Consider the following 14591-nt stretch of genomic DNA (forward strand, 5'->3'; position numbering starts at 1 on the left):
TCTTTTTTTATGCCTGTAACTTGAGAGTCCACGTGAATAGTCACCAAAATCGCATTAAGAATGCCGTTCTTTTTATTTTATTCAGAACAGTGATTTAGAGTTTTATATTATGAAACTGGTTGTTAATGAAGAAATGTTTTGATGTCACACTTGTAATGTTTTTGTAAATAAATGCTTTTAATTGTTACCTTTGTATGTAAAATCCACTGCAATATAGCGATTTGGGTCGCATATATAACTATAAAAGTACAATTTTTAAACACAACAAACTGGAGAAGAACGATGGACAAATCGCTCTCAAGTAAGATTTTTGTAGGCTTGTTTGCCGGCCTTATTATTGGTACTGCTATTCAGTACCTATTCAGCGGCATTGCTATTTTTGATACGTACCTACTCGGCGCTGCTGAAGGTGCTGGTGGTATGTTCGTATCACTTATCAAGTTGCTTGTAGTACCTCTTGTATACGTATCTATCGTTTGCGGTATCGTTGAGCTAAAAGATATTCGTTCATTTGGTCGTCTTGGTGGTAAAACCTTTGGTCTTTACATTATTAACACCATCATCGCGATTTCTGCAGCGCTAACGATTGGTCTTATTTTCCAACCGGGTGCTGGTGCGAATCTAGCGGGTACAGTTTCTGAGACAATTGCGCTTACAACAACTGAAACGCCAGATATCTTCTCTCTTGTTGTAAACATCGTTCCTAGCAACCCTGTAGAAGCGTTTGCAAGTGGCGACATGCTGCAAATCATCTTCATGGCTATTCTGACTGGTCTTGCTATCCAAGCTCTTGATTCTCGTGGTGGCCCAGCTATCAAGACATTCAAGATGGCTAACGAAATCATGATGAAGCTTATCGGCCTAGTAATGAGCCTTGCGCCATACGGTGTATTTGCTCTGATGATTCAATTAGGTGCAACACTTGATGCAAACACGCTAATGTCAGTTGCTGGCTATGTAGCGCTTGTTGTAGCAATGCTTGTGTTCTGGATCTTCTTCTTCTACCCAATGATGGTTGGTTCATTCACTGGTATTTCTCCAAAGCAGTTCCTACGTGCAACTCGTGAGCAAATCCTTTTCTCACTATCGACTGCAAGTTCGAACGCGACGATTCCAGTAACAATGCGTACTCTGACGGACAAACTAAACGTATCTAAGTCAGTGGCAGGTTTCGGTGTACCACTAGGTGCAACAATGAACATGTCTGGTGTATCTATCTACATCGCACTAGCAACTATGTTCGTAGCAAACGCATTCGGTCAGCCAATCAACACTGCTGATATCTTTACTCTAGGTCTAACTATCCTGCTACTGTCTATCGGTGCTGGTGGTGTTCCTGGTGGTGGTGTTGTAATGGTTGGTGTTCTATTGCACCAACTAGGTTTGCCACCAGAAGGTCTAGCGATTGTTGCTGCTGTTGACCGTATCTGTGACATGTTCTGTACTTCTTCTAACGTTGTTGGTGATACTGCGGTTAACACTATCGTAGCGAAATCTGAAAACGAAATTGGCGTTGAAGCTAACGAAGAAGCTGAGCTAAAGAAAGCAGAAGCATAATTCTTAATTAAGATTCGATAACTAAAAGCCCCGCTCAATGAGAGCGGGGCTTTTTTGTTTCTGCTGAGAAGTGCTTTGGGTTATCTGATAACTTGGCTAAAAAGATCTTTGATTGGTGTTAAGTCTCATTTTTTCTTTTTACTCGTGCCGAATTAGCCATCAGTTTTCAATCTTTAATATAGATCACATATAATAATACAATATTATTTTACTGTTCTGGCAACCTACATTATGACGACATAAAGGAAACCCAATAATGAAGCTGTCTTACCTTAGCCTACTGACTGCCAGCCTTTTAGCCGCTCCCGCTCTTGCTTCTAATCACGATATTGGTCAACAGTTCAATCTTGACCCTGCAAAAGCACCAGCACAAAACTTCGATTTATCTAAATGGAAAATTAACTTACCGGAGCTGACGACTGAAGGGTCTAGAAAAGGTAAAACGCTGGAGATTGGTAAAAAGGAACTGTCGAATGTAGACACGCCTTACGTTCACCCTAAATGGTTCTACACGGATGCTGAATCTGGTGCGATGGTGTTTGTGGCTCCGAATACAGCTCCAACGACGCCAAACAGTAAAAACACGCGTAGTGAGCTAAGAGCTATGCTAGCGGATAGCTACTCTGCTCCGAGTAACAATTTCGCTATTTCAAGCCACGAGAACGCTGAAGAGTTTGGTTCTATCGGTGGGCAGATGACGGCAACACTTTCTGTTGATCAGGTGAGTACCAGCGGTAACTATAAGAAAACTGGTGCATTCTCTGTGGTTATTGGTCAAATCCATGGGTCGGATAATGAACCTCTGAAAATTGTTTACCGCAAACTACCGGAGCATGAGCATGGTTCGTTAACGTGGAACTATGAATTAAACCCGCCGACAGAGATGAAAAATGCGAAGGATGAAAACGGTAAGAAGCTTCGTAAAGACATTCGCCATGATGTATTTGGCCAATACAACCTGAAAAAAGGCAGCTCTGATCCTACTGATGGTATCAAGTTAGGTGAAGTGTTCTCATATGATGTGAATATCAAAGATAACATCATGCATTTAACCTTTATTAAAAATCCAAACTCAGCCGACCCTATTGTGAAGACGTATGATGTTGACTTGGCAAAGGGTAAATATCAGGGGCACGATATCGATCTTGGCTATGGTCAAGATTGGATGTACTTCAAAGCGGGTGCGTATAACCAGTGTAATACTAAGAAGTCGAGTTCCGCCTGTGAGTGGCGTGGTATGGAAGCGGGTGACTACACCCAAGCAAGCTTCTACCAGTTAGTTCTTAATCAATAATATTGCCGAATCAATAACGGTTCGACGCGCTGTTAGTTGAAAAAGACCTTCCATATGAAGGTCTTTTTTTATGCGAGATAGAATAGGGAGACATTTTATTTATGAAGATGAACGCGTGAATATGTCAACTTTCGAGCCTTAAGCAGTAAGGGGTAAGCCACTTTTTACCTTTAAGTAGAAAGATAGAGGGAAAAACAGATTTTTTTTACCTATTTCCCTTGAAAATTAGTTTGCAGCCCTTATCTATGGTGCATACGAAAGCAAAATACATTTGCATTTAAATTTTGTGTATTAGGGTTGAATCCCTGATTACTACCCCCCACATAGTGGGTATAGCAAAAAACTAAATAGAATTTATTCGGAGAAAGCCTGATGGGTCGAATCATTGGTATTGATTTAGGTACTACTAACTCTTGTGTTGCTGTTCTTGACGGTGACAAACCACGCGTATTAGAAAATGCTGAAGGCGAACGCACAACAGCATCGGTAATCGCATACACTGAAGGCGAGACGCTAGTTGGTCAACCTGCGAAACGTCAAGCTGTTACTAACCCTCAAAACACGCTATACGCAATTAAGCGTCTAATCGGTCGTCGTTTTGAAGATGAAGAAGTTCAACGCGATATCGAAATCATGCCTTTTAACATTGTTAAAGCTGATAACGGTGATGCATGGGTTGAAGCGCAAGGCCAAAAAATGGCTGCTCCTCAAGTATCTGCTGAAGTTCTTAAGAAAATGAAGAAAACAGCTGAAGACTTCCTAGGCGAAGAAGTAACTGGCGCAGTTGTAACTGTTCCTGCTTACTTCAACGATGCTCAGCGTCAAGCAACGAAAGATGCTGGCCGTATCGCTGGTCTAGATGTTAAACGTATTATCAACGAACCTACTGCTGCTGCTCTGGCTTACGGCCTAGACAAGCAAGGTGGTGATCGCACTATCGCTGTATACGACCTTGGTGGTGGTACATTCGATATCTCTATCATCGAGATCGATGAAGTAGAAGGCGAGAAGACTTTCGAAGTTCTTTCAACTAACGGTGACACTCACCTTGGTGGTGAAGATTTCGATAACCGCATGATCAACTACCTAGTAGATGAGTTCAAGAAAGAGCAAGGTATCAACCTTAAATCTGATCCACTAGCAATGCAGCGTGTTAAAGAAGCAGCAGAAAAAGCGAAAATCGAGCTTTCTTCTACTACTCAAACTGACGTAAACCTACCTTACGTTACTGCTGATGCGACTGGTCCTAAGCACATGAACATCAAAGTGACTCGTGCGAAGCTTGAGTCTCTAGTTGAAGACCTAGTTCAACGTTCTCTTGAGCCACTAAAAGTTGCTCTAGCAGATGCTGACCTATCTGTAGGCGAAATCACTGACGTTATCCTAGTTGGTGGTCAGACTCGTATGCCTATGGTTCAAGCTAAAGTAACTGAGTTCTTCGGTAAAGAGCCACGTAAAGACGTGAACCCTGACGAAGCTGTTGCAATGGGTGCTGCTGTTCAAGGTGGTGTATTAGCTGGTGAAGTTAAAGACGTTCTTCTTCTAGACGTTACTCCTCTATCTTTCGGTATCGAAACGATGGGCGGCGTAATGACTAAGCTTATCGAGAAAAACACAACTATCCCTACTAAAGCGGATCAAGTGTTCTCTACAGCTGAAGACAACCAAAGCGCAGTAACTATCCACGTTCTTCAAGGTGAGCGTAAGCAAGCGACTTACAACAAGTCTCTTGGTCAGTTCAACCTAGAAGGTATCCAACCAGCACCACGTGGCATGCCACAAGTTGAAGTAACATTCGACCTAGATGCTGATGGTATCCTGAACGTATCTGCTAAAGATAAAGCGACAGGTAAAGAGCAGAAGATCACTATCCAAGCATCAGGCGGTTTGTCTGAGGAAGAGATCGAAGCAATGGTTCAAGAAGCAGAAGCTAACAAAGAAGCTGACAAAAAGTTCGAAGAGCTAGTAACTGCACGTAACCAAGCTGACCAAATGATTCACGGCACTAAGAAGCAAGTAGAAGAAGCTGGTGAAGCTCTACCTGCAGACGAGAAAGCTAAAATCGAAGCAGCTATCGAAGCTCTAGAATCAGTTAAGTCTGGTGATGACAAAGAAGCTATCGACGCTAAAGTTCAAGAACTTATGCAAGCAGCTCAAAAGCTAATGGAAATTGCTCAACAGAAAGCTCAAGCTGAACAAGCTGGTGCTGACGCTGGTGAACAACCTAAGCAAGATGACGACGTGGTTGATGCTGAGTTTGAAGAAGTTAAAGAAGACAAAAAATAATTTCGTCGCAGAGTAGCCTGATTTCGTTGTCGGAAGTGCTCACCTACTAACGTAGGCTCCGCGCTTCCTTCTAGAACTCAAGCTACTTGCTTAGAAATTCATTGTCTCAAAGACTTATTATTACGGGCGTCAGAGGTAACTCTCACGCCCGTAAATTTGTATTTAGACTTGTCGATCTAGATAATAGCTTTATTCGGCGTTTCAGCCGGCAGAACTTTTATCTAGATTGATACACAGACTACTGAAGTGATCATTCGGTAGTAGCAATTATTTGGTGACCTAGAACATGTCAAAACGTGATTTTTACGAAGTATTAGGCGTAAGCCGCGATGCATCAGAGCGCGATATTAAAAAAGCGTACAAACGCTTAGCGATGAAATTCCACCCGGACCGTAATCAGGGTGATGACAGCGCAGCAGACAAATTTAAAGAAGTAAAAGTAGCGTACGAGATCTTAACCGATTCTCAAAAGAAAGCAGCTTACGACCAATACGGCCACGCAGCTTTTGAACAAGGTGGCATGGGTGGCGGCGGTTACGGCGGCGGTGGCCAAGGTGACTTCGGCGATATCTTCGGTGATGTGTTTGGCGATATCTTTGGCGGCGGTCGTCGCGGTGGTGGTCAAGCGCGTGCACAACGTGGTTCTGATTTGCGTTACAACATGGAGCTTTCTCTAGAAGAAGCCGTTCGTGGTGTATCTAAAGAAATCGAAGTACCAACTCTTGTAGAGTGTGATATTTGTGACGGTAGCGGCGCGAAAGCGGGTTCTTCTGCACAAACGTGTGGTACTTGTCATGGCCACGGCCAGGTACAAATGCGCCAAGGTTTCTTTGCGGTTCAACAGACTTGTCCTACTTGTAACGGTAAAGGCAAGATCATCAAAGACCCATGTAACTCATGTCATGGTCAAGGTCGCAAACAGAAGACGAAAACGCTTAACGTTAAGATCCCAGCAGGTGTTGATACTGGTGATCGCATTCGTCTATCTGGCGAAGGCGAAGCAGGGGAGCACGGCGCTCCAGCTGGCGACTTGTACGTACAAGTACACGTAAAAGAGCACAACATCTTTGAGCGTGACGGCAACAACCTTTACTGTGAAGTGCCAGTAAGTTTCTCTATGGCTGCTTTAGGCGGTGAAGTTGAAGTTCCAACACTAGATGGTCGTGTAAACCTTAAAGTGCCAGAAGAAACACAAACGGGCCGTATGTTCCGTATGCGTGGCAAAGGCGTGAAAGGCGTTCGTGGCGGCGGTGTAGGTGACCTAATCGTTAAACTAGTGGTTGAAACACCGGTTAAGCTAAGCTCTCGTCAAAAAGAACTATTACGTGAATTCGAAGAGACATGTTGTGGTGAAGCGGCAAGCAAGCACAAGCCAAAGTCTGAAGGTTTCTTCAGCGGCGTTAAAAACTTCTTCGATGACCTAACTAAGTAATTGATAGTGATTTGAAAATCTTAAAGCCTGCCAGTGTGCAGGCTTTTTTGTATCTGTAGATCAGAGAAAAGAAGCTCAGAGAAGAAAGAGTCGATATTTCTCAGACAAACTATCGAGCCCTTTGGTGGTTGCTCTTGTTACTTCCAACACGCTTCTGGCTCTGAAACACCCGAGTGGTGTAATTCCAACTTATCGGTAGTTGAGTCTAAGCACTCATCATTCACTTGTTGAGAAAGCGGTTCTGCTTGAATGGCATAGGTTGTACTACTCGCCGAAATCGCTAACGTGTATCGGCTGGTGTCGGTATCGCAAAACAAACATGTCCCTCCGGAAATAATATTCTCCGCTGCGGATGCATAGTTCCCCGTGTACAGCGTCTCCATTTCCAATTGTATCTTTGTTATATCAGCTATCGCGGTGACTCGGTGCGCTTTAACTACATGGCTCGTATAACTTGGATACGCAATGGCACCAAGTATCCCCACGATGGCGACAGCGATCAATAATTCGATCAATGTCATCCCTCTAATGCTTAAGTTGTTGTTGTTGCATATATTTCTTCGAATCATCGCGAGTAGTTTCCTTTAATATCTCTGCCTATTTTTCTCCGGTGGTAGCATCGGCGCAAGATTAAATACGGTTACGAACGGTATTACATAGGAATTTGGGAAATGACTCGCGGGTTTACTTTAATAGAGCTGTTAATCACGGTGTCGGTGTTATCGATACTGATAGCCACGGCTGCCCCGAGTTTTAGTTCAGTAACGCAAACTGTGAAGATGCAGCGATTGGCTGGCGAGTTGAATGGTTTTCTTATTCAGGCTAAGTCAGAGTCAGTAAAAAGGAATCAAGATCTTTGGGTTCATTTCTCGATGGAAAAGAATGAAGTGCAATCAACTGGAGATTGGACTATTTGGTTAAAACCGACCGAAGACTTGTCAGGAGAAACCTTACTGCAGTTGTCGGGCGAACCCTTTCGCGACCTTTCTTTTTCTCATAACTACACCGGAGACAGAATCACTTTTGAGAGCGTTCGTGGAAGGCCTTCTCGCGGGACTCTCTATCTGGCTCCTAATGCAGATTCAACCGATCGGCTTTTGATCAAATTATCCAGCCCTCCAGGGCGAATTAAGGTGTGCGGTGAGTCGAGTGCACAGTATGGCTATGATGCGTGTTAAATCGACAGCTGTAGCTCCTAGCAAGCAGCAAGGCACATCACTGATTGAATTAATGGTGGCCTCTGTGATTGGCGTGTTCGCTATTTCGATTATCGGCAGCGTCTTCATTACGGGGCAGAGAATTGCTAAAGATAAAGGCATTGAGTTATTACTGCTGCAAAATCTAACCAGTACGATGCAGGTCATGAAAGAAGATATTCAACGAGCGGGCTACGATGGCTCTAATGGTTACTCAATCAAGTTATCTGGAGCGAGCAATACCATCCAAGTGAGTGGCGGTGTTGCCGTTGGGTTTGTCTATTTCAGAGAGGGCTCGAACGGAAACAAAGATAATCGAAATATCGTTTATCGGAAAGATGGAACCAAGCTACAAATTTGTGAGAAGGGCACCACTGTATCTGAGGCGATTCCTACTTTTAATCAGGTTACTGGATGTTACTCACTTTTCGATGACAGCCTGATCGAGGTAGACGCATTCAGCATTGATGCTCAGTTATTAGAGCAACACTCTATTAAAACCACGCTTACCGATATCAGCATTACGGCTTCAATTCCAACCGCAGGTGTTACCAAATCGGTTTCGGTTTCCGTTAAACAAAGGAATTGGCAATGATGGTGTTTAGAAAGCAACGCGGCGTGGTGACCTTGTTGATCACATCGGTGCTTTTAGTTGGTGCTTTAGTGGTGACGTTAGGCGCATATCGCAGTGTGTTTCATCAAATTAAAGTTGCCCAAAATGAGGTGGAAGGGCGCAAAGCCCACTGGTTAGCAGAAGGTGGTTTAGAGTGTGGTTTCACTTACATCGCTGAAAATGATCTGACTGCTATTCCCAATGATTTAATGGATCATTGTCAGCAATCGAAAGTCGTTACGTTGGAATCAGAAGCCCTCACACCGAATGTATTGGTATCGAGCTCTGAGTCTTTATCGTTGAACAAAGAGATTAGCTTTGAAGACGCTTCGGGATTAGGAGTAATGCAAACCAATTCGAGTTTAGAATTTATTTCTGATCACAACATCGACATCAATCCCGATATTGCTCTTACTGCTGTTGATGGTATTAACGAGTGTGTCTCTGTTCGATTTTTAGATAGTGTTATCTATAAGCAAAAGGGAGGAGGACGTTTAAAGACAATTACACCAGAGTCACCTCCTTTTCCTTCCTTCGAGTCATGTCAACAAACCACCAATATTAGCAGTGATGCAATTATCGACTCTTCGGGTTCATTACCTTCAAACTCATTTCAATCAGACTTCAAATTTGATCCTGATATAGATACGTTCTCTAATTATTTTGGAGTACCTAAAACGTCAGAGAACATCGACCAAATTAAGCTTGATTATCATGTTATCGACCTGATTGACCGGACTACATCTCCTCCTAAACATTCAGACTTGGTTAGTGGGAAATATGAAGGTAATAAGTGTAGCAAAGCTATTAATGATGCCTTTTCAAGTGGGGAAAATAAGGTCTGGGTTATAGGTGATTGCGTGGTTTACTCACCTGCGATTAATGTCGTTGAACCTATCCCAGGAGTTATTACGCCACGTTCATTAGTGATTCAAGACGGCATCGTTGCGAACGGTAACGCAAGCGTATTTGATGGATCTTTTTATCATCTAAATGATATGAGTATATTTGATAATCCTAACTCTCCCGATGTCGATACCGACCTATTGAGTGGTTTGTGGGCTAAAGTTCCAGATACGGTTCCTATCGCAGGTTTAGTACAGATCAATTCGGTTTATATTGGATTTGCTTCTTTTTTTCCTAAAGGAGGGATGTTCTTTGATTCCGTTGGTGGGTTATCGACAATTCAGGGGTCAATCAATCTGGATTATATCGGTGAATACAACCCTCATAGTGCTCCTTTGAAAGCGAAGTGGAAGCGAGGATCATGGAATGATTTCTAAACACTCAGGTTTTAGCCTGATAGAGGTTCTTATCTCTTTTCTATTGATCGGTGTAGCTTCTCTAGGGTTGGTTAAGCTGCAAGTTTATGCGGAGCAAAAGTCGGACTTTGCGCTTCACAGTGTAGAGGCACTGCATTTTGCTGAAAGGCAAATGGAATATTATCGAACGCGAGTCTCGGATGTGAGTGGGGCAGTAGGGCTTATTCCTTTTTCGCAACTCAATCAAGCGAACTATTGTCTCAACACGACAAGCTCAGATCCTTTATCCGGTTTGTCGGACTCTGGGTATGCGATGACTTGTGAGGTGGAGAATGCTGCTGGCGCTTTGTCGGGTGCGTTAAAAAGCATTACTGTTTCCGTTGCATGGCAAGATCGTATGAACCGTTCGCAAAGCATTTACCTCGAGACTATGCTCTCCAAATACAGTGAGTTTGATTGATCTATTAAGCAAACGTTTACTGCATGCCAAGGCCTACGCATCCCCTTTACTGATAGTTTTCACTCCTCGGACATTGTTTACGTGCCAGTTAAAACTCTGTATATGGAATGGTGTTTTTTGTGTTTTTATATTGTTGCTGTTGTACAGTATTTTTGCAAAATATGTCTCCATTTATGGAAAATGATGTGGAACCTTGTGCTTTTTAACAGCGACTTTAATAGAATATGTGCTGTACCAATGGGCCATGGTCAAAACTTTTATTAGGCCTAAACAAACAACATCACATATGGAGTTACAATGAGTAACCAAGCTGTAAAAAAAGCACCATCGACTGAGAAGATCAGTGGGATGGACCGCTTTCTAAACTTCATTGAACGCGCCGGCAACAAAATTCCAGACCCAGCAATTCTGTTCTTCTGGGCTCTAGTTATCGTATGGGTAGCATCTGCACTTTTGTCGAACCTTTCATTCGACCTAATCAACCCTCAAACGGGTGCTGCTCTAGAAGTTAACAACCTACTTACTGGTGAAGCGCTTGCTAGCTTCCTAGCGAATATGGTAACCACATTCACAGGCTTCGCACCGTTAGGCATCGTACTTGTTGCTATGTTAGGTGTTGGCGTTGCTGACTCTTCAGGCTTCATTACGACTGGCCTTAAGAAGATGCTTAACTTCACGCCAGCTAAGCTACTAACGCCAATGCTAATCTTGGTTGCTATCGTGTCTCACACAGCAGCTGATGCAGGTTACGTTCTAGTAATTCCTCTTGGCGGTATCATCTTCCACGCTGCGGGTCGTCACCCTCTAGCGGGTATTGCAGCAGCGTTTGCTGGTGTATCTGGTGGTTTCTCAGCGAACTTCATTCCTTCAGGTATTGATCCGCTACTAGCAGGTTTCACTCAAACAGCGGCAAACGTTCTTGACCCTGCATACGTGGTTAACCCTCTAGCGAACATCTTCTTTACTGGCCTATCTTCAGTTCTAATCGTTGGTATCGGTTGGTACGTAACAGAGAAGGTTATCGAGCCTCGTCTTGCTAACACTCCTGTTGATGAAGATGCAGAGCAAGCTCCTGATTTAGGTACGTTCACGGCGATTGAATCTAAAGCATTCAAATTTGCTGGTTGGGCAATGGTTGCGGGTATTGGTCTGCTTATCGCAGCTTTGGTTCCTGAAAACTCAGCACTTCGTTCGCCTGAAGGTGAGCTAACAGCGTTCTCAGCACCAGTGATGAAGTCTATCGTTCCTCTGATCTTCATCCTGTTTATTATTCCGGGTATCGTTTACGGCCGTGTAGCAGGTACTTTCAAGAATAGTAATGATGTTATTAAAGCAATGTCTGAGACGATGGCAACGATGGGCGCATACATTGTAATGTCGTTCTTCTGTGCTCAGTTCCTATCTGCATTCGCTCAATCAAACATCGGTACTATGCTGGCACTTTACGGTGCTGAAGGCTTGAAAGCGATGGACCTTCCAGGTGAAGCAACGGTTGTTGGTATGATTCTACTAACGGCTGCAGTTAACCTGCTTGTAGGTTCTGCTTCAGCTAAGTGGGCACTGATTGGTCCTATCCTAGTTCCTATGCTAATGGTTGTGGGTATCTCTCCAGAGCTATCTCAAGCGGCTTACCGTGTAGGCGATTCAGTTTCTAACATCATCTCTCCACTGATGGTGTTCTTCCCATTGGTTGTTGTTTACTGTCAACGTTACGTTAAGTCGACAGGTATCGGTACTCTAGCTTCTCTAATGATGCCATTCTCGATTGCTATGCTAATCGGTTGGTCAATCTTCTTGCTAGCTTACTGGGCTCTTGGTATCCCACTAGGTATCCAAGCTCCTTACACTTACACAATGTAAGATAAGTAACGCTAAGTAATAAAAGCAAAAGTTAGTAAGATAAAATCATCGAAGCCCGCACCGAAATGTGCGGGCTTTTTTTCGTTATTTTTTTCGCCATTTTTTTTCTACTTCTGTTTGTGTCCAAGATTTCTTATATCCAAAACTTTTTATATCCCAAATAAAGGCACTCAGCTTATACTCCGGATTACGGCTAATTGTTGGCCGGTAAAATTAGGAAATCCAATCCACATGAAAATTCTGCTTTTAGTAGGGTTAATTGTTTTAAATGGTCTGTTTGCCATGTCAGAGATTGCATTGGTAGCAGCAAAGAATAGTCGGCTAAAGCGCTTAGCCGAAAAACATCGCTCCGCTCAGGTTGCACTTGAGCTCAAAGAAAATCCAACCCGCTTCCTTTCAACCATTCAAATCGGTATTACGGTAATCGGCCTACTCAGCGGTATTGTGGGCGAGGCGACGCTTTCTGCGCCACTGGCCGTTCAACTTGAGCTGTGGGGATTCGACCCAACCCAAGCGAATATCTTATCTACAGCGGTAGTCGTTGTTGGTATTACTTACTTCGCAATTGTTGTCGGTGAATTGGTGCCAAAGCGTTTTGCTCAATCCCAAGCTGAAAACATTGCTGTGTTAGTCGCGCTACCAATCTTCTGGTTATCTAAAATCGCAACGCCGTTTGTGTTTGCGTTGTCTGCGTCAACCGAAGGCATCTTAAAGCTGATGGGGCGTGGCGGTGAAGAAGATAGTGTCACTGAAGACGATATCCATGCACTGGTGAAAGAGGGCTCAGAATCTGGAGTGATTGAGCGCGGCGAGCAAGAGATGATTCGTAATATCTTGCAGCTTGATGATCGCCTTGTAAGCTCTTTGATGACGCCACGTCGAGATGTCGACTTTCTAGATATTGAGCAACCTGTAGAGCAGATATTTAAGAAACTGCGCTCTTCAAAGCACAGTGTATTTCCATTGTGCCAAGATCACCTCAATAAAGTGGTCGGTACGGTGTCGTCCAAAGCCTTGCTGAATCAGGCAGGCAATTTAAGTATTCAAGTTATCATGGGGCTGTCTAAGTCGCCGATCTACGTTCCAGAATCGATGAAGGCACTGCGGCTACTTGGCTACTTTAAAGAGTCGGGTACCGAGATGGCATTCATTGTCGATGAATATGGCGATGTGCAAGGCCTTGTGACTCATTATGATATTCTTGAAGCGATTGCAGGTGAGTTATCTAATAACCCCAATGACCTATGGACAGAGCAAGTTGAAGACGGGTTGCTGGTGGATGGTTTAATCCCTATCAGTGAACTCAAGAACCGCTTAGAGCTGTCAGAGTTAGAAGGGGAAAGCGAAGGCTTTCAAACATTGAATGGCCTTGTCACTTGGCTAATTGGACGTTTACCCGATGCGGGAGAAGTTGTTCAGTGTCAGCAATGGCAGTTTGAAATCATCTCGGTCGAAAACAACCGTATCGTGAGTGTTAAAGCGACAAAAATAGTCAATGAGCTAGGCGATGATGTTAGTTAGATACGCCGCTAGCTAGAGATTAAACGAACAAGCCAACGCTTGTTGTTCATTATCTCTTTATTGTTCATAATCACTAAGATTAGGTATGCTTCCCCGCATACCTTTTTTTGTTCTTATCCTTTGTTTTCTGGAGTTCCCTTTGTCAGACCATCAATTCACCCCTCAAGATGAAATCTTCATGCGACGCGCCATCGAGGTTGCTAAGCAAGCAGAGAAAGAGGGAGAGGTTCCCGTTGGTGCTGTGCTGGTGAAAGAGGGGGAGATTATTTCTGAAGGTTGGAACCGTTCGATTGGAAGCCACGATGCCACGGCACACGCAGAAATCGAAACCTTGCGTAAAGCTGGCCAAGCCTTGGAAAACTATCGCTTACTTGATACCACCTTATACGTCACGCTTGAGCCTTGCCCAATGTGTGCTGGTGCCTTGTTACACAGCCGAGTGAAGCGGATTGTCTTTGGTGCACCTGACTTAAAAGCAGGCGCAGCAGGTACGGTATTGAACCTCTTTGAAAGCCAAGCCTCATACCACTATGCCGATGTTGAGCATGGCTTATTAGAAGCAGAATGTCGTGAGCAGTTGCAGGCGTTTTTCAAGCGTCGTAGAAAAGAGATAAAAGAAAAACGGAAGCAAGACCGTCTGTTGGAAGAGCAGTGTTTAGAATCTGACAAGGCAAGTAATAAGAATAAGGTCAGTAACAAGAACAAGGTCTGTAACAAAAAATAGCAGCAAGCTTTCGGGACTCTCTATCGCAAGAGTGCTGCAGAAAACTTGCTCGGTACATTTACTCAGAAAGTATCTGCATGAAAGCACGGTTGCGCCAAATGATCTTTTTCTTATTATTTGAAAGCATACGCTTACGACGGTTTGCAGCAACGGTCTTATCAAGGCGCTTCGATTTCAGTTTACTCTTCATCATTTCAACGATTTCCTATTTGTCGTCTGGCTTTGTAATTATGACTTCGGTTTTAATTATAGTGGTTATTTGTTTATGAGCTCTGTCGCGAACTTAGCGATACCTTTTGAGTAACCATCGCGATGGCCAGTGTTTGAATACAACAGAACATCATGGCGCTTATGGTGTGTCGTTATAAAGTTCGATTGTTACTGCA

The 14591-nt window shown here is 43.6% G+C and carries 13 protein-coding genes; 11 read left to right on the forward strand and 2 right to left on the reverse strand.

Annotation, left to right across the window (positions count from 1 at the left end; all coding sequences use genetic code 11):
• Positions 1-282 precede the first annotated feature (282 nt).
• From AC3CID_RS03175 to dnaJ, 4 genes are all read left to right on the forward strand, one after another.
• The gene (locus tag AC3CID_RS03175; protein WP_004735163.1) at positions 283-1557 is read left to right on the forward strand and encodes a dicarboxylate/amino acid:cation symporter; all 1275 of its coding nucleotides are present in this window, start codon (positions 283-285) and stop codon (positions 1555-1557) included.
• A gap of 256 nt (positions 1558-1813) precedes the next feature.
• The gene (locus AC3CID_RS03180) at positions 1814-2851 is read left to right on the forward strand and encodes a polysaccharide lyase family 7 protein (protein ID WP_488524674.1); all 1038 of its coding nucleotides are present in this window, start codon (positions 1814-1816) and stop codon (positions 2849-2851) included.
• 372 nt (positions 2852-3223) lie between these two features.
• Positions 3224-5137 (forward strand): molecular chaperone DnaK, encoded by a 1914-nt coding sequence (gene dnaK / locus AC3CID_RS03185; RefSeq protein WP_004735165.1) that lies wholly within the window; start codon positions 3224-3226, stop codon positions 5135-5137.
• Positions 5138-5423: 286 nt separating this feature from the next.
• Positions 5424-6569, forward strand: coding sequence for a molecular chaperone DnaJ (gene dnaJ / locus AC3CID_RS03190; protein WP_004735166.1), 1146 nt, complete (start codon positions 5424-5426; stop codon positions 6567-6569).
• 137 nt (positions 6570-6706) lie between these two features.
• Here dnaJ and AC3CID_RS03195 read toward each other — a convergent pair whose 3' ends face one another.
• Positions 6707-7138: a type IV pilin protein gene (locus tag AC3CID_RS03195; RefSeq protein ID WP_488524673.1), complete on the reverse strand. Its 432-nt coding sequence runs from the start codon at positions 7136-7138 to the stop codon at positions 6707-6709.
• 102 nt (positions 7139-7240) lie between these two features.
• Here AC3CID_RS03195 and AC3CID_RS03200 point away from each other — a divergent pair, with 102 nt between their 5' ends.
• The 7 genes from AC3CID_RS03200 to tadA all read left to right on the forward strand — a co-directional run bounded on the left by AC3CID_RS03200 (position 7241) and on the right by tadA (position 14205).
• The gene (locus AC3CID_RS03200) at positions 7241-7747 is read left to right on the forward strand and encodes a GspH/FimT family pseudopilin (protein ID WP_488526931.1); all 507 of its coding nucleotides are present in this window, start codon (positions 7241-7243) and stop codon (positions 7745-7747) included.
• Entirely contained in the window at positions 7728-8360 is a 633-nt protein-coding gene (locus AC3CID_RS03205; RefSeq protein WP_146457554.1) for a PilW family protein, read from the forward strand. The genes AC3CID_RS03200 and AC3CID_RS03205 overlap by 20 nt, the downstream gene beginning before the upstream one ends.
• Complete coding sequence (locus AC3CID_RS03210; RefSeq protein WP_488526932.1) at positions 8357-9661, forward strand: hypothetical protein; 1305 nt, start codon at positions 8357-8359, stop codon at positions 9659-9661. Before AC3CID_RS03205 ends, AC3CID_RS03210 begins: the two co-directional genes overlap by 4 nt.
• Positions 9651-10100, forward strand: a complete 450-nt coding sequence (locus AC3CID_RS03215; RefSeq protein WP_016796759.1) for a prepilin-type N-terminal cleavage/methylation domain-containing protein — start codon at positions 9651-9653, stop codon at positions 10098-10100. Before AC3CID_RS03210 ends, AC3CID_RS03215 begins: the two co-directional genes overlap by 11 nt.
• Positions 10101-10397: 297 nt before the next feature.
• Positions 10398-11960 (forward strand): AbgT family transporter, encoded by a 1563-nt coding sequence (locus tag AC3CID_RS03220; protein ID WP_010438945.1) that lies wholly within the window; start codon positions 10398-10400, stop codon positions 11958-11960.
• 231 nt (positions 11961-12191) lie between these two features.
• The gene (locus tag AC3CID_RS03225) at positions 12192-13481 is read left to right on the forward strand and encodes a hemolysin family protein (protein WP_488526933.1); all 1290 of its coding nucleotides are present in this window, start codon (positions 12192-12194) and stop codon (positions 13479-13481) included.
• Positions 13482-13566: 85 nt separating this feature from the next.
• Positions 13567-14205 (forward strand): tRNA adenosine(34) deaminase TadA, encoded by a 639-nt coding sequence (tadA, locus tag AC3CID_RS03230; protein ID WP_488526934.1) that lies wholly within the window; start codon positions 13567-13569, stop codon positions 14203-14205.
• A gap of 58 nt (positions 14206-14263) precedes the next feature.
• Here the strand turns inward: tadA and AC3CID_RS03235 are convergent, their stop codons facing one another.
• Complete coding sequence (locus AC3CID_RS03235) at positions 14264-14398, reverse strand: hypothetical protein (RefSeq protein ID WP_004735176.1); 135 nt, start codon at positions 14396-14398, stop codon at positions 14264-14266.
• Positions 14399-14591 lie beyond the last annotated feature (193 nt).

The sequence above is a fragment of the Vibrio sp. QJM3NY_21 genome (assembly GCF_057785975.1).